The organism is Achromobacter sp. GQ309, assembly GCF_059759315.1.
This window is the reverse complement of record NZ_JCAXDP010000001.1, coordinates 1,104,426-1,119,343: the sequence shown is the minus strand read 5'-3', so window position 1 is coordinate 1,119,343 and position 14,918 is coordinate 1,104,426. Positions and strand designations below refer to the sequence as shown.

The following is a 14,918-nucleotide window of genomic DNA, read 5'->3' as shown; positions in this document are numbered from 1 at the left end:
GATTCGATGTGGACCTGTTTTAATTCCGCCACACGTCCTGCGCTCGCGCGGATGACGCTACGCAAGCGACTGCAGCTGATCCGCCATGAATTCGATGAACAGCCGCGCCCGCATGGGCGCGTGGCGGCCGAAAGCGTGCAGCACGGACACCGGCACGCGGGGCAATTGCGCCTCGGGCAGCACCTCGGTGAGCCGCCCGGCCGCAAGGTCGTCGGCGACCGCCAGCCGCAGGATCTGGATAATGCCCAGGCCGCCCAACGCGGCCGCGCGCAGCGCCGTGCCGTCGTCGGTGTCGAACACGCCCTCCGGGCGCACCACCTCCCCCGATGCGAACGTGATGGGAAAAGGTCTTCCGGCCAGCAGATATCGCACGTGCGCGTGGCGCGGCAGGTCACCGATGCTGCGCGGAGTGCCACACCGCTTCAGATACGCAGGCGACGCCACCAGCGTCAGTGGCAGTTGCGCCAGTTGCCGCGCGTTCAGTTCCGAATCCGCGACACGGCCCGCGCGGATCGCAAGGTCGAATCCTTCGCGGATCAGATCCACATGGCGGTCGGCAAGGCTCATTTCCAGCTTTAAGTCCGGGTGCGCGGGCAGGAAGCGGTTGACGATGGGCGTCATCAGCAAGCGCCCCAGGTCGCCGGGCGCCGTGATCCGCAGACGCCCTTGCGCGGTCGCTGCAGGCTGCATCACCTCGCTGGCATCACCCAGCGCTCGCAGCAGCGGCGACACGCGCTCGTAGTAGGCCGCCCCCTCGGGTGTGAGCGACAGCACTCGCGTAGACCGCTGGAACAGCCGGATGCCGAAACGCCGCTCCAGCCTCGCGATGGCTTTGGACACGGCAGAAGGCGACGTGCCCAGGATCCGGCCGGCGCTGCTGAAGGAGCCGGCCTCGACGGCAGTGGCAAAGGCAACCAGCGCGGAAACGTCAGGCGGCATGTCCATTGATGACCTTGCGGAATAGGTGCTTGTACAAGAACCCCCTATTTAACGCCCTTTGGAATAGATAGAGTGGGCTTTCCTTCATCTTTCTGGAAAAGCCATGACCCGACTTCAGGGAAAAGTCGCCCTCATCACCGGGGGCAATAGCGGCATCGGGCTCGCTTCCGCGCTCGCCTTCGCCCAGGCCGGCGCGCAGGTCGTCATCCTGGGCCGCCGGCAGGACGCGGTGGACGCAGCCGTGCGCGCCATCGGCCATGACGCGCTGGGTATCACGGGGGACGTGGCCGATCTGGACACGCACGAGCGCGTGGTCGCCGACGTCCGGCAACGCTTCGGCTGCCTGGACATCTACCTGGCCAACGCCGGCGTCGCCATTCTGGAGCCGTCGGCGCAGGTGTCCGTCGAACACTACGACCGTCAGTTCGCCATCAACACGCGCGGGGTGTTTTTTGGCGTGACCAAAGCCCTGCCCGTACTGAACGACGGCGCGTCCATCATCCTGGTCAGCTCGATTGCCAGCGCCAAGGTGCTGGAAGGCCATGCCGTCTATGCAGCAAGCAAGGCCGCCATCGAAGCCATGGCCCGCAGTTGGGCGCTGGAACTGAAGGCGCGGCGCATCCGCGTCAACGTCATCAGCCCCGGCCCGGTGGATACGCCCATCCTGGAAAAGCTGGGACTGCCCGCTGATCAGCGCGCGGGGCTGGACGACGCCATGGCTGCCGCCATTCCGCTGGGCCGGATGGGCCGCCCCGACGAACTGGCGCGTGCCGCGCTGTATCTGGCCAGTGACGAGAGCAGCTTTGTCACGGGCGTCAACCTGCGGCTGGACGGGGGCATGGCGCTGACGTAGGGCGCCGACGCGCCGGGCGGGCTGTCAGCCGGCCGGGTCAATGTCCAACCTCAATGCCTAGCGTCAACGCCCAATGTCAGGGCGTAGTGTTCGGCGATATCGACCGCCTTGCGCGAACTGGCCGCCGGCGAGCCTTCCTGGGTCCACAGGAACGGATAGAACGAAAAGCACTGATCCGGGCCCAACGCCTTCACTTCGGCTTGCCATTCGGGCCAGCGCAACGCGGCATAGAAGTCCTCGATTCGTCCGGCCAGCATGGCTTGCAGGAAATCGGAGTAGCCCAGCTCCAGCGCCTCCCATTGCAGGTTGTCGGGCGCGCGGTAATAGAGCATGCCCGGATCATCGCCCAGCGCCCCGCCGTTCAGCGCAAAGAAGCCGCCCGCTGCGTCGTCCGCCACAAGCAGGAAGCCATCCGCCCGCCCCGCGTTCCAGCCGGCCAGGTCGCGCGGTAGGCGCGGATGCCCGCTGCCCAGCACGCGAAGCCAGCCGCCATCAAGCAGCAGGCCGCCCGTGCCGTGCGCGATGGCTCCCATCGGGGACCGGGTCGTCACTTGCAACGCAAGCAGGACATCGTCGTTGCGTGGCGAAGGCGGCAGGATTTCACACTGAATAGCCGCACCGGCAATCCAATCATGGACGAGCGGCAAGGCCGGCTCGGTTTCGTTGATGAGTTCGTTCAAAGGTCGCATGGGGCGCGATGCTGACCGGTTCAGCCCGATCTGGCAAGCCAGCCGCAAGCGCCCAGGGGGCCCGCCAGACCACCCGCCAATCAGCGCTACAATCCGCGCCGGATTCCCGCCGAGCGTGCCCCGCGCACCCGGCCCGCGCCCAAGCGCATGGCATTGCCCTCCCAAGCCAGGCGAACCATGACGCATTCCCCCAAACCCCATTGATCGTTTGTCCGGTCGCACCGGATGCTTTTGCTGTTCTGGAAATCGAGGATTTCATGTCTCGGCAGTTGTTGGGCCTGGTGCTCGGGCCCCTACTTGGCTTGTTCGTTGTCTGCATCGGCAACGCTTTCATCTCTTCCCTCACGACCCTGCAGTTGGACGCCGCCGGCGAATCGGCCACGGTGGTCGGCATCATTTCGTCGTCGTACTTCATCGGGCTGACCCTGGGCGCGATCTTCAATGACCGCCTGATCCTGCGCATCGGCCATATCCGCGCCTACAGCAGCTTTGCGTCCCTGATCGCCGTGACGGTGCTGCTGCAGGGCCTGATCTTCAATCGCGAGGCGTGGTTCGTGCTGCGCCTGATCAACGGCTGGGCAAGCGTCGGCGTCTTTCTGGTGGTCGAGAGCTGGCTGCTGCTGGCGGGCGATGCCAAGATGCGCGGCCGACTGCTGGCGCTGTACATGATCGCGCTGTATGGTTCGGGCATGCTGGGCCAGCTGGAGCTGGGCGCGATCACGCGGCTGGGCGACATGGCGCCGTTCATGGTGGCCGGCCTGCTGGCGTCACTGTCCGTGCTGCCGATGGTGATCATTCCGCGCGTGTCGCCGCTGGTGGAACGTGTCGAGCCGCTGTTGCCGCAGCATCTGGCGCGCATGACGCCCACCGGCGTGATGGGTTGCTTTGGCTCGGGCGTGGCCATTGCCGCGGTCTACACACTGCTGCCGCTATATCTGCAGCGCATCGGCCTGGACGTTGCCGAGGTCGGCAAGATGATGGGCGCGGTGATTCTGGGCGCCATGGTGCTGCAATACCCGGTAGGACGCTGGTCGGATCTGCGAGACCGGCAGGTGGTGCTGATCGCGCTGGCCGTCTTCTGCGCCGTGCTCAGCCTGCTGATCCTGATGCTGCCGCCGGGCTCGTCCTTCTTGATGCCGCTGCTGTTCCTGCTGGGCGGCGGCGTCTTTGCGATCTACCCGGTCGCCGTCAGCCACGCGGCCGACCGCGCGCCGGCCGACGCGCTGGTGCGTATGATCCAGGGGCTGCTGCTGATCAACTCGCTGGGATCGGCGCTCAGTCCGCTGGCGATTTCGCCGGTGATGGCGAAGTTTGGCGAAGCGGGCCTGTTCTGGTGTTTTGCGCTGTTGAACCTGGGGTTGGTCACGTTCTTTGTCTGGCGCCGCAACGAGCGTCCCGCGCCCGCCCCCGTGGCGCCCTTTGCGGCCGCCGCGCAGATGTCGCCGGTGGGGGTGGAGCTGCGCGTGACCGATGACCTGATCCAGGGCGCGCTCGACCACGAAATGACCGAGGATCTGACCAACGCGGTACACGGCGCCGAGGCCGCCGAGCCGGTGCTGAGCACCGTGCCGGACGCGCCGCCGACGGCCTGAGGGGCGGCATCAAGCCGCAGATTCCGCACGTTTTTGCGCCAGCACGGTGGGCCGGAACGCGCGCAAGCAGGGGGAATCGTACCGGCATGTATTCGTGATTCCTGCCGCACACACTGCGACTTGAATCCGGTGATGCACGGGCGCGGGTTCAGCGGGATGATGCAAGCACCTACTGAAAACGGTGCACATCATGGAACAAATCCCAACGCTTGAATCCCCCGCCGCGCTTGTATTTGGCGGCTCCCGCGGCATCGGCGCCGCCATTGCCGCGAGGCTGGCGGAAGCCGGCTATGCAGTGGCGCTAACGTACGCCAGCCGCGCGGACAGCGCCAACGCGGTCGTCGCGTCCATCGAGGCCAGCGGCGGTCGCGCGCTGGCCATTGAAGCCGACAGCGCCGACCCGCAAGCCATCGCATGCGCAGTGGACACCGCCGTGCAACAGTTCGGGCCGCTGAGTGTCGCTGTCGTCAACGCCGGCATCTACCGCGCCAATCCGATCGGCGCAGTCCCGCTCGACGAGCTGGACCAGATGCTGGCAGTGAACGTGCGCGGCGTGTTTTTGGCCATCCAGGCGTCGGCCGCCAACATGCGCGACGGCGGACGGATCATCACCATCGGCAGCAACACCGCCATCCGGACCGGCTCGCCCGGCAGCAGCGTCTACGCCATGACCAAGGCCGCCGTCGCCGCGATGGTCAGCGGCGCGGCGCTGGACCTTGCACCACGCCGCATCACGGTCAACAACATCCAGCCGGGTCCCATCCAGACGGACCTGACGGCGGAATGGACGGCGCAGCTCATTCCCCGCATTCCGCTGGGGCGCATGGGCAAATCGACTGAAATCGCAGGGCTGGCGGCATTCCTGGCGGGGGCCGATGCCGGCTACATCACGGGCGCCAGCCTGACTGCGGATGGCGGCTTCGTGCTGTAGCAGCACGAACCGCGCTGGACCGGCTACCCCCGTTGGCTCAGCGCGCGCGCGATGCGATTGCGCGCCACCGTCGTGCGCGGCACCTTGAACGGGAACCAGCTGCGCACGTCCTCTTCCAGGCCGATGCCGTGCATGAAGTTGTAGATGGCCTTCTTCAAGCCCTTGCCCAGCGCGTCGTGATCCACGCCCGTGGGGTCGTGAAAGCCCACGTCGTTCTTGGCGAACGTGACGTCGGGCAAGGGCTTGAGCGTGATGCCGTATTCGTCCGGATTCAGGCCGACGGGTGAATGCACCGTACAGGCGAAGCGGTGAAAGAACCCGCTCTGGATGCAGTCGTTTTCGAACAGCTGGCGAACATATTCCAGCGCATCCACGGTGTCCTGCACGGTCTGCGTGGGAAAGCCGTACATCAGATAGGCGTGCACCAGCACACCGGCATCGCTGAAGGCTCGCGTCACGCGCGCCACCTGGTCGATCGACACGCCCTTTTTCATCAGGTTCAGCAGCCGGTCCGACGCAACCTCCAGGCCACCGGACACCGCAATGCAGCCGCTGTCGGCCAGCAGTTCGCACAGTTCCGGGCTGAAGGTCTTTTCGAAGCGGATGTTGCCCCACCACGAAATGCCGGCGTTGCGCTCGATCAGCTCGGCTGCCAGCGCCTTCAACGCCTTGGGCGGCGCCGCTTCGTCCACGAAATGAAAGCCGGTCTGCCCGGTCTCGGCCACGATGGTCTGAATGCGATCGGCCAGCACGGATGCGGATGCGCCCTCGTAACGGCCGATATAGTCCAGCCCCACGTCGCAAAAACTGCACTTCTTCCAGTAACAGCCGTGGGCGACGGTCAGCTTGTTCCAGCGGCCGTCGCTCCAGAGGCGGTTCATCGGGTTCAGCATGTCCAGCAGCGACAGGTAGCGATCCAGCGGCAGGCCGTCCCACGTGGGCGTGCCCACTTCGGCGAACGCGACGTCCGGTTCAACCAGGTTGACGTACCGCACCGCGCCGCTGTCCGCATCGCGCACAAACGTGCGCACCAGGCGCTGGCGCGACCGCTTGCCCTGCACGTGCTCCAGCAGCGCCAGCAAGGGACGCTCGCCGGCGTCCAGCGTGACGAAGTCGAAGTAATCGAACACGCGCGGGTCTTTCAATTCGCGCAGCTCGGTGTTGACGAAGCCGCCGCCCAGCACGGTGACGATGGTAGGGTCCTGCGCCTTGATGGCCTGCGCGATGCGAAAGGCTGCATACACCGCCCCCGGAAACGGCACCGACAGCAGAACCATCGTCGGCTTGTGACGCGCCAGCGCCGCATCCGTCAGTTCGCGCAGCGTCTCGTCCACCAGGTTCATCGGGGCAGCCAGCGCCTCTGCCAGCGGGTCGAACGTGGGCTGGCTGCCCGCAAGCGATTCGGCATAGCGCACGAATTCAAAGCGCGGGTCGATGGCGTCACGCAGCACATCGGCCAGGTCGTTCAAATACAGCGTGGCCAAATGCTTGGCCCGGTCCTGCAGGCCCAGCGCGCCAAACGCCCACGCCAGCGGATCGCCGCCATCCTCGTCCAGATAGACGTCCAGCGAGCTGAAGCGTGGGCCTTCCGGCAGATAGTTGCGCCCGGCAATGCGGTGCGCCAGCGTGGGATCGCGGCCTTGCAGAAAGCCGATCACCGGCCCAATGGTAGCCAGATAGCGCGACTGCATGGCGACGAAGGCCTGGATCGGTTGCGTGTGTTTTTCAAGGGGCAGCGCGTCGATACGCTGCGCCACGGCGCGCAGGCCGTCGGCCGACAACAGGCGCAGCACCAGGGCAAGCGCCAGATCCTCCTGAAACGCGGTGATCTCGCGCGAACGCAGGAAGCCGGTCAGGTAGGCGGTGGACGGGTACGGGGTATTCAGCTGCGTCATCGGTGGAATCACCGACAGCACGCGCAAAGGCAAGGTCGACATGAGGCACGGCAGGACTGCCGTCTAAAAAGCGGGGATCGGTGCAATTATAGGCAGCGCGGCGGGCGCGGCCCGGTCCGCCTACAGCACGCCGTCCAGCCAGTCCAGCACGCGGCGGTTCAAGAGCGAGCGGTTCGCGGATTCGCAGTGATCCCCCGCGCCCTCTTGCGCGGTGAAGCGCAGCAGCGTCTTGGGGCAGCGCAACTCGTCGAAGAACTGCCGCGTGCCAGCCGCCAACGGGTCGTTTTCGGCCAGCGTCATGAGCGTCGGGCACGTAATCTGGTCGACCCGGCCCTCCAGGGTGAACGGCTCGATTGCTCGCAGGTAGTCACGCAGATTGTCCACGCCGTGCACCCAGAAGCCGCGCTGCACCACCTTCCACGTCAGCACGGGGCTGGCCGTGACGAACTGCCAGAGGCGGTCCATCACGGGTTGGTCCACCTCACCCAGGTTCTGCGCGCTTTCCGGGCTGGCGCCCAGCTTGACGGCCAACGGCCGGAACGAGCCCGCGAGGCTACGTTGGCCCGGGTCCGCAATGCAGGCCGCCAGCCGGGGTTCGCCGGACGCCGCGCGTGGCGCCAGGTGGCCGCCCAGGCTCCAGCCGCTGAGTGCGATGCGTTTGGGGTCCACGATAGGCAGCGTGATCGCGTAGTCCACCACGGCGCCCACCACCGTCTCCCAATCGGGCCGCATTGTCACGCCCTGTTCGTACAGCATGCCGCCCTGCCCTGGCCCGTCAAACACCAGGGCGTGATAACCCCGGCGCGACGCGGCCACGGCGCTTGCAAAATACATATCCGTCACCGTGGCGTCATAACCGTTGGTGAAGATGACGAGCGGCCTGACGTCAGTGTGGTGGCCGACAGCCGGAATCAGATATGCCGGCATATTCGCGCCGACCAGCGGGATGCACGCGGGCATGACGGGATGCGCAGACAGCGCGAGGCCTCGGTCGAAAGCCGCGGTCTGCTTGCGAAAGGCCGCCAGCAACCGTGCATCTGTCGGCGCGCCATATAGCGGCCGGTAAGCCGTGCAATAGAAGGCGCTGGCTCGCAAGTGCAGTTCACGCGCGCTGGCGACAAGGTTGCGGCGTTCGGCGTCTTGCGCCTCGGCGGTCAACCGATCACCCGCCGCCATCCAGGCCTCAAAGAATGCGGTGTCGTCCCCGTCGCCCACCGCCCGGCCCACCGCCAGCATTTCCCCCAGATCGGCACCGCCATAGGGTATGTAGGCGGCCGGCCGCATGCCGAAGTCGTCGTGCAGGTCGTTCTGGAAAGCCATGCCCATGGGATTCTCCGAAAAGGAAATGTTGCGACGCGCCGGGACCGAAGCAGCGTAACCGAGCGACGCGCCCGTGGCGATACACCGTTTCGGCAATGCGTTTCGCCGATGCGTTCGGCCTATGCAGACCGTCTTTGCCGAAATGATCGCCCGCCGCGATCACAATCTTCAAACCGGCGGACTATCGTTCAATACGTCCCGCCGGGCGGCTGGCACATTGCCGGAGTTCCACACCCCGGCCACCGAAGGAATCACCCGTGCCTGTCATTGCGACCCCCGCCCCCGGCGCCAAGCTGCTGTCCCCGCACGATCACACGCTGATCATGATCGACTTCCAGTCGCAGATGGCGTTCGCCACCCATTCCATCGACGCCGTCACGCTGCGCAGCAACGCCGCGTTGGTCGCCCATGCGGCCGCCGGGTTCGGCGTGTCCACGATCCTGACGACGGTTGCCGAAAAAAGCTTCTCCGGCCCCATGTTCGAGGAAGTCACCGCCCCGTTCCCCGGCCGGCCGCTGCTGGACCGCACGTCCATGAACACCTGGGAAGACGCCGCCGTCATCAAGCAGGTCAATGAAATCGGCAAGAAGCGCATCGTGCTGGCCGGGCTGTGGACCAGCGTGTGCATTGTCGGCCCGGCCCTGTCGGCGCTGGATCAGGGCTTTGAAGTCTATGTGATCACCGACGCCTGCGGCGACGTGTCCGCCGAAGCGCATAACCGTGCCATTGAGCGTATCGTTCAGGCAGGCGGCCAGCCGGTCACCGCGTTGCAGTACCTGCTGGAATTGCAGCGCGACTGGGCCCGCATCGACACCTACGACATGACGACCGGCATTGCCCGGAAGTTCGGCGGCGCCTATGGCCTGGGCATCATCTACGCCAAGTCCATGTTCAACGCCCACGAAGGCTGACAGGAGCGCGCCAATGAAGGTCTACCTCGTTTCCTTGGGTCTCGGCCTGTTGGTCGGTATCATCTACGCCCTTTTCAATGTGCGATCGCCGGCGCCACCGGTGATCGCGCTGGTTGGCCTGCTGGGCATCCTGGCTGGGGAACAGATTCCCCCGCTGGTCAAGCGCCTGCTGGCGGACGAGCCCACCCGCACGTCCTTCATCCATGAACAGGTAAAACCGCATATGTTCGGCGAATTGCCCAGCTGCCCCAAGGCGTCCGCCGACACCGCCCAACAACCCGCCGATGCATGTGGAGACAAGCGCAATGGCTGACACCCTGGATCCCGCGCGCCAAGGCGCCCCCGACCTCATCCTGCATCAGGGCCGTTTCACGACCCTGGACCCCGCCAACCCCGTCGCCGACGCGGTCGCCATCAAGGATGGCCGTTTCACGCGTGTGGGCGCCGCCAGCGACATTCTGCCCCTGGCCGGCCCGGCCACCCGCGTCATCGCGCTGAACGGACGCGGCGTGCTGCCCGGCCTGATCGACAATCACCTGCACATCATCCGCGGCGGCCTGAACTACAACATGGAACTGCGCTGGGACGGCGTGACCAGCCTGGCCGACGCCATGGCCATGCTGCGCCGCCAGGTCGCCATCACGCCCGCTCCGCAATGGGTGCGCGTGGTCGGCGGCTTCACCGAACACCAGTTCGCTGAAAAACGCCTGCCCACCATCGAGGAACTGAACGCGGTGGCGCCCGATACGCCCGTGTTCATCCTGCACCTGTACGACCGCGCCCTGCTTAACGCCGCCGCCCTGCGCGCGGTTGGCTACGACAAGAACACGCCCGCGCCTCCCGGCGGCGAAATCGTCCGGGATTCGGCCGGCAACCCAACCGGGCTGCTGCTTGCCAAGCCCAACGCATCGATCCTGTACGCCACGCTGGCCAAGGGGCCCAAGCTGCCCTTCGAATACCAGGTCAATTCCACGCGCCACTTCATGCGCGACCTGAACCGCCTGGGCGTCACGGGCGCCATCGATGCGGGCGGTGGCAACCAGAACTACCCCGAGGACTATCAGGTCATTCAGCAACTGGCCGACGCCGGTCAACTGACGATCCGCCTGGCCTACAACCTTTTCACCCAGAAACCCAAGCAGGAAAAGGAAGACTTCCTGAACTGGACGGCCACCTCCCAGTACAAGCAAGGCACCGATTACTTCCGCCACAACGGCGCGGGCGAGATGCTGGTGCTTTCGGCGGCAGACTTCGAAGATTTCCGCCAACCGCGCCCCGAGATGGGTCCCGAAATGGAAGGCGATCTCGAGGAAGTCGTGCGCATCCTGGCGCAGAACCGCTGGCCCTGGCGCATGCACGCCACCTATGACGAGACCATCTCGCGCTCGCTCGACGTGTTCGAACGCGTGAACAAGGACGTTCCGCTGGCCGGGCTGAACTGGTTCTTCGACCACGCCGAGACGATTTCCGAGCGTTCCATCGACCGCATCGCCGCGCTCGGCGGCGGTGTGGCCGTGCAGCATCGCATGGCCTACCAGGGCGAATACTTTGTCGAGCGCTACGGCGCCGGTGCCGCCGAGGCCACGCCGCCCGTCAAGCGCATGCTTGAAAAAGGCGTCAACGTGTCGGCGGGCACCGATGCCACCCGCGTCGCCTCATACAACCCGTGGGTGTCGCTGTCGTGGCTCATCACGGGCAAGACGGTGGGCGGCCTGCGGCTGACCCCGCAGCGCAATTGCCTGGACCGCGACGCCGCCCTGCGCATGTGGACCGAGAACGTCACCTGGTTCTCGAACGAACAGGGCAAAAAGGGCCGTATCGCCGTCGGCCAGCTTGCCGACCTGATCGTGCCTGATCGCGACTTCTTCTCGTGCCCCGAATCCGACATCGCCGACACCAGCAGCCTGCTGACCGTCGTGGGCGGCAAGGTGGTCTGGGGCGCAGGCGACTTCGCCGAATACGACGAGGCCGCCCCGCCGCCCGCCATGCCCGACTGGTCGCCCACCCGCCTGTTCGGCGGCTACGGCGCCTGGGGCGACAGCGAGGGCAAGCCTTTGCAGGCCACCCTGCGCGAGGCGGCCGCTGCCTGCGCGTGCGCCAACGACTGCAATGTCCATGGCCACCAGCACGCCGGGGCCTGGGCCAGCAAGCTGCCCGTTTCCGACCTGAAGGGTTTCTGGGGCGCGCTGGGCTGCGCCTGCTGGGCCGTCTGAGGATGCATTACGGGCCGGGGCTTCCCGTCAGTTGACGGTGATGCCCCCCTCGCGAATGACCTTTGCCCACTGCTCGATCTCGGCGTTCAGCCGGGCCTTCGACGCTTCCACATCCAGCGCGTCAGCGTAAACGCCCTGCTGCAGCAGTTGGGCCTTGGCATCGTCCTTGGCCAGCGCCGTGGTCAGCGCCTTATTGATCTTGGCCACGATAGGAGCCGGCGTGCCCGCCGGCGCCATCACGCCAAAGAGCGAACTGACGTTGAAGCCGCTGAACCCTTGCTCCTCGGCAGTGGGAATATCCGGCAGCATCGAAACGCGCTGCGGCGTAAGGACGGCCAACGGACGCAACTGGCCTGATTTGATGAACGAGATTGCAGCAGGAACCGTCTCGGTCATCGTCTCGACCTGTCCCCCGACCAGATCGGTCATGGCCGGACCGCTGCCGCGATAGGCCACGTGCACGATGTTGACCCCCGCGATCTGCTTGAACAGCTCCATTGCCATGCGCTGCGGCGCGCCGGCGCCCGACGAGGCGAAGTTGAGCTTTCCCGGATTCGCCTTGGCGTAGGTCACCAGTTCGGACAGCGATTTGATCGGCAGCTTGGGATTGACCACGGCCACCAGCGGCACGAAGCCCACCACGCCAGCGGGCGCGAAGTCCTTGCGCAGGTCGTATGGGATCGTGTCCTTCTCCAGGGTCGCCATGACCGAGTGCGAGGTCAGCGCGCCCATCAGGAGCGTATAGCCGTCGGGCTGAGCCCGGGCCACCTCGGCAGCGCCGATGTTTCCGCCAGCGCCGCCCCGGTTCTCGATCACAACCTGGCCGCCGATCTCATCGCTCAGGCGCTGGCCCACAATGCGTCCGATAACGTCGGTTGCGCCTCCCGGCGGGTAAGGAATGATCAGGCGGATGGGTTTGCTGGGATAGCTGTCGGCGGCCTGCGCGGAGGCAAGACTGGGGACGGCGAATGCGGCAGCTGCGATGAAGGCTGCAGCGACGATGTTGACGCGCTTGCGCGCGGCATGCGTACAGATCATGGTTGTCTCCCGATGCGTTCCTATGGCTGGAAAGCTTTAGACGCATGTTCGCAAACTCTCGCCTGCGCAAAGAGAAAAAACTTTATGGTCTGTCCACAAAATCCTTTCGGGTCTTAGGGCATTTGGATGAGGAAATCCCGGCGGACCAAGAACAGATCGCGGTGGGCAATCGTTTACTCGGACTTCAGGGGGAAGCTCGCTTCGAGCGGCCCAAGGCCCTCAATGCGCCGACGCATCCAAAAACCGATGCACCACCCGCACCGCAGCCGCGCCCTCGGCGATGCTCGCCAGCACATGCTTCACCGACCCGGCACGCGCTGCCCCCACCGCAAACACACCCGGCTGCGAGCTTTCATAATCCCTGGCCTGCATCGACCCCGCGGCGGCACGACCCGTATGGATGCAGCCCTGGTCATCCGTGTCCAGCCACCCGTCCAGCCAGGCGGTGTTGGCCTGATCGGTCACCGTTTCCGCATCGCCCTGCATGCCGGTCGCAACGATGAGGCTGCGCGCCTCGACGAGCCGGCCGTCGTCCAGCCACACCCGATAGGGATAACAGCCGCCGTCGAAGCGGCTGACCGTGCGCAGCGGCAGCACGTGCGCGCCGAAGCGCTTGCTCTGGTCCTGGGCGCGGCGCAGCAGCGGGCCCTCGCATAATCCGGTGATCGTGCCGGGGAAGCCCTTCAGCACGTCCAGTCCGGGCGCGTCGCCACAGGAGAGCGAGCCGCCCACCAGCAATGTCTGCAGCCCCTCGGAGGCGGCATAGGCGGCGGCGGCCATTCCAGCCGGCCCGCCGCCGATCACGGCCAGGTCCATGACGGGATCTTCCTGCGCGCTTCCCGCCACAGAGCGCAGAATGGCGCCCCCATACGGCCGGCGCCGCAGATACCCGATGCGGCGCAGCATGAACGCGCGCAGGATGATTTCTGCCAGCGGCCGCTCCGCCAGAATCAGCGTTTCAAGCGCTGCGCGGCTCAGCCGCAACAGGCGGCTGGGGGTATTGGCGCGCACCGTGACCGCATTCGGCCGGTCAGTGAAGAGGTCCAGGCTGCCCGTGAATTCGCCGTCACGATGGACAAGCAGACTGCGCATGGTGCCGCCAGCGTCGGGTTCCAGCACTTCGGCATAGCCCTGGAGCAGGATGTAGAACGCGGCTTCGCGATCACCGCTGTTGAGCAGCACCCGGCCCGGCTCGGCCGACATCTCCTCGCCATAGGCGGCCGCGCGCTCGATCAGCGCGCGCGGCAGCATCGGAAACGCCTGCGCATGCAAGGCGGCCAAATCGGGCGGCAGGTTGGCCGGCGCGGGGCCGGCGGCAAGAACACTCATGGAACGCTTTCGGAACATCGGGGACAGAGGGAAGGCATTCCATCACGGTAACGCCATGGCGCGGGCACGTCTTGCCCACTTGCGTCCTGCTTTGCACGAAAGAGCAACGCGCGCGTCCTCGGCAACGAAGCTGTTCCAGCCGGGCTGCCGGCCGCTTAGCGCTATCTCAAGCCCCGTGTTCCCTGCGCCACGCCCCAGGCGCCACCCCCACCACACTGGTGAACACGCGCGTCATATGCGCCTGGTCGGCAAAGCCGCACAAGAGCGCGATGTCGGTGATGGACCGGCCCGGTGCGCGCAGCAGTTCCTGCGCCTTTTGCACCCGCTGCTCCAGCAGCCACCGATGCGGCGTAGTGCCAACCGTCTGGCGGAACGCCTTGATGAAATAGCTGCGGGACAGATTGCAGGCCTCGGCGATATCTGCCACGGACGCGTCCTCGCGCAGGGACGCCAGCAGCATGTCCTTGGCGCGCGCCTCCAGCTTGCGGGACAGCACGCGGCCCCCGCCCGAGTCCGCCCAGCCGCTCGTCGCCCCGGCCCCGTATTGCGACAGCAGATGGGTGCCCAGGGCCAGACTCAAATGATCCACGAAGAGTCCACTCGTCTGCGCGGGATTCGCCACCACGCCCGCCAGCACCTGCGACAGATGGCCCAGCACCGGATCGGGCTGCCCATTGCGCGGCAGCAGGCTGCTGACACGCGGGCCGCCCTTCTCGTCGTTGATGCGTTCGATGAACGCGCGGGGCATTTCGACCAACATGAAATCGAACCCGCCTTGCAGGTCGGCCCGGTAATCGTCGGTGAAGTCGCGGATGTAGATTGAACCCGCGTCGAAATCATGGGTCGACGCGTGATTGCCCTGCAGGATGCGGCGACGGTGGCCGCCCCGCAGCGCCACGCCCACCAGAAACCCGCGATCCGACGCGGGCGTTTCGACGCTGCCGAATTGCGCGGTTTCGGTGCGCTTGCGGTAGAACGTCAGTCCGCCTCCGTGGAACTCCTGATTCACAGCCAGCTTGCTGGCCGAGCAGCCCAGCGTGTCGGTGGACCGCGCGGGCGCGGGTTCGGGAATCAGAAGCTGGGAGGCGGGCATTGAAGCGGTCCAAATCGGGGCAAACGCATTTCGGGGTCGAAGATAGCAGGCGATGCTGCTTCGCAACAAGCAACATTTGGCAAAAGCAGCTGCCGCGAGCCCCTCGCTTCATCCA

The 14,918-nt window shown here is 66.0% G+C and carries 13 protein-coding genes; 6 read left to right on the top strand and 7 right to left on the bottom strand.

Features of this window, described 5'->3' with window-relative positions:
- Nucleotides 1-57 precede the first annotated feature (57 nt).
- On the bottom strand, nt 58-939 hold the full coding sequence (locus tag AC6CIE_RS05185) for a LysR family transcriptional regulator (RefSeq protein ID WP_498091480.1): 882 nt from the start codon (nt 937-939) through the stop codon (nt 58-60).
- 103 nt (nt 940-1,042) lie between these two features.
- On the opposite strand from AC6CIE_RS05185, the gene AC6CIE_RS05180 reads away from it, so the two are divergent.
- Nucleotides 1,043-1,792 (top strand): glucose 1-dehydrogenase, encoded by a 750-nt coding sequence (locus tag AC6CIE_RS05180; RefSeq protein WP_498091478.1) that lies wholly within the window; start codon nt 1,043-1,045, stop codon nt 1,790-1,792.
- 50 nt (nt 1,793-1,842) lie between these two features.
- Here the strand turns inward: AC6CIE_RS05180 and AC6CIE_RS05175 are convergent, their stop codons facing one another.
- On the bottom strand, nt 1,843-2,481 hold the full coding sequence (locus tag AC6CIE_RS05175) for a DUF2625 family protein (protein WP_498091476.1): 639 nt from the start codon (nt 2,479-2,481) through the stop codon (nt 1,843-1,845).
- 257 nt (nt 2,482-2,738) lie between these two features.
- Here AC6CIE_RS05175 and AC6CIE_RS05170 point away from each other — a divergent pair, with 257 nt between their 5' ends.
- Nucleotides 2,739-4,073 carry an MFS transporter gene (locus AC6CIE_RS05170; protein ID WP_452000548.1) on the top strand — a complete coding sequence of 445 codons (1,335 nt, stop codon included), beginning with the start codon at nt 2,739-2,741 and terminating at the stop codon, nt 4,071-4,073.
- Between the two features lie 190 nt (nt 4,074-4,263).
- Nucleotides 4,264-5,004, top strand: a complete 741-nt coding sequence (locus tag AC6CIE_RS05165; RefSeq protein WP_495601533.1) for an SDR family oxidoreductase — start codon at nt 4,264-4,266, stop codon at nt 5,002-5,004.
- Between the two features lie 23 nt (nt 5,005-5,027).
- On the opposite strand, the gene AC6CIE_RS05160 is transcribed toward AC6CIE_RS05165, so the two are convergent.
- Both AC6CIE_RS05160 and AC6CIE_RS05155 read right to left on the bottom strand, forming a co-directional pair.
- A complete protein-coding gene (locus AC6CIE_RS05160; RefSeq protein ID WP_498091474.1) occupies nt 5,028-6,941 on the bottom strand; it encodes a B12-binding domain-containing radical SAM protein in 1,914 nt (637 codons plus the stop codon).
- A gap of 78 nt (nt 6,942-7,019) precedes the next feature.
- On the bottom strand, nt 7,020-8,225 hold the full coding sequence (locus tag AC6CIE_RS05155; protein ID WP_498091472.1) for an alpha/beta hydrolase family protein: 1,206 nt from the start codon (nt 8,223-8,225) through the stop codon (nt 7,020-7,022).
- 251 nt (nt 8,226-8,476) lie between these two features.
- Between AC6CIE_RS05155 and AC6CIE_RS05150 the strand changes: the two genes are divergently transcribed.
- The 3 genes from AC6CIE_RS05150 to AC6CIE_RS05140 are packed head-to-tail and all read left to right on the top strand — an operon-like array spanning nt 8,477 to nt 11,343.
- On the top strand, nt 8,477-9,130 hold the full coding sequence (locus AC6CIE_RS05150; RefSeq protein ID WP_175136389.1) for a hydrolase: 654 nt from the start codon (nt 8,477-8,479) through the stop codon (nt 9,128-9,130).
- Nucleotides 9,131-9,143: 13 nt separating this feature from the next.
- Nucleotides 9,144-9,443 carry a XapX domain-containing protein gene (locus tag AC6CIE_RS05145; protein ID WP_056561574.1) on the top strand — a complete coding sequence of 100 codons (300 nt, stop codon included), beginning with the start codon at nt 9,144-9,146 and terminating at the stop codon, nt 9,441-9,443.
- A complete protein-coding gene (locus AC6CIE_RS05140) occupies nt 9,436-11,343 on the top strand; it encodes an amidohydrolase (RefSeq protein WP_498091470.1) in 1,908 nt (635 codons plus the stop codon). Before AC6CIE_RS05145 ends, AC6CIE_RS05140 begins: the two co-directional genes overlap by 8 nt.
- A 27-nt stretch (nt 11,344-11,370) precedes the next feature.
- Here the strand turns inward: AC6CIE_RS05140 and AC6CIE_RS05135 are convergent, their stop codons facing one another.
- From AC6CIE_RS05135 to AC6CIE_RS05125, 3 genes are all read right to left on the bottom strand, one after another.
- The gene (locus tag AC6CIE_RS05135; RefSeq protein WP_218344032.1) at nt 11,371-12,381 is read right to left on the bottom strand and encodes a Bug family tripartite tricarboxylate transporter substrate binding protein; all 1,011 of its coding nucleotides are present in this window, start codon (nt 12,379-12,381) and stop codon (nt 11,371-11,373) included.
- A 219-nt stretch (nt 12,382-12,600) separates the two neighbouring features.
- A complete protein-coding gene (locus AC6CIE_RS05130) occupies nt 12,601-13,710 on the bottom strand; it encodes a Crp/Fnr family transcriptional regulator (protein ID WP_498091468.1) in 1,110 nt (369 codons plus the stop codon).
- A gap of 166 nt (nt 13,711-13,876) precedes the next feature.
- On the bottom strand, nt 13,877-14,803 hold the full coding sequence (locus tag AC6CIE_RS05125; protein ID WP_175136385.1) for a helix-turn-helix domain-containing protein: 927 nt from the start codon (nt 14,801-14,803) through the stop codon (nt 13,877-13,879).
- Nucleotides 14,804-14,918: the final 115 nt, after the last annotated feature.

Coding starts and splice junctions, on each gene's coding strand:
- AC6CIE_RS05185 (WP_498091480.1), bottom strand. CDS start 939: ATGCCGCCTGACGTTTCCGCGCTGGTTGCCTTTGCCACTGCCGTCGAG.
- AC6CIE_RS05180 (WP_498091478.1), top strand. CDS start 1,043: ATGACCCGACTTCAGGGAAAAGTCGCCCTCATCACCGGGGGCAATAGC.
- AC6CIE_RS05175 (WP_498091476.1), bottom strand. CDS start 2,481: ATGCGACCTTTGAACGAACTCATCAACGAAACCGAGCCGGCCTTGCCG.
- AC6CIE_RS05170 (WP_452000548.1), top strand. CDS start 2,739: ATGTCTCGGCAGTTGTTGGGCCTGGTGCTCGGGCCCCTACTTGGCTTG.
- AC6CIE_RS05165 (WP_495601533.1), top strand. CDS start 4,264: ATGGAACAAATCCCAACGCTTGAATCCCCCGCCGCGCTTGTATTTGGC.
- AC6CIE_RS05160 (WP_498091474.1), bottom strand. CDS start 6,941: ATGTCGACCTTGCCTTTGCGCGTGCTGTCGGTGATTCCACCGATGACG.
- AC6CIE_RS05155 (WP_498091472.1), bottom strand. CDS start 8,225: ATGGGCATGGCTTTCCAGAACGACCTGCACGACGACTTCGGCATGCGG.
- AC6CIE_RS05145 (WP_056561574.1), top strand. CDS start 9,144: ATGAAGGTCTACCTCGTTTCCTTGGGTCTCGGCCTGTTGGTCGGTATC.
- AC6CIE_RS05140 (WP_498091470.1), top strand. CDS start 9,436: ATGGCTGACACCCTGGATCCCGCGCGCCAAGGCGCCCCCGACCTCATC.
- AC6CIE_RS05135 (WP_218344032.1), bottom strand. CDS start 12,381: ATGATCTGTACGCATGCCGCGCGCAAGCGCGTCAACATCGTCGCTGCA.
- AC6CIE_RS05130 (WP_498091468.1), bottom strand. CDS start 13,710: ATGAGTGTTCTTGCCGCCGGCCCCGCGCCGGCCAACCTGCCGCCCGAT.
- AC6CIE_RS05125 (WP_175136385.1), bottom strand. CDS start 14,803: ATGCCCGCCTCCCAGCTTCTGATTCCCGAACCCGCGCCCGCGCGGTCC.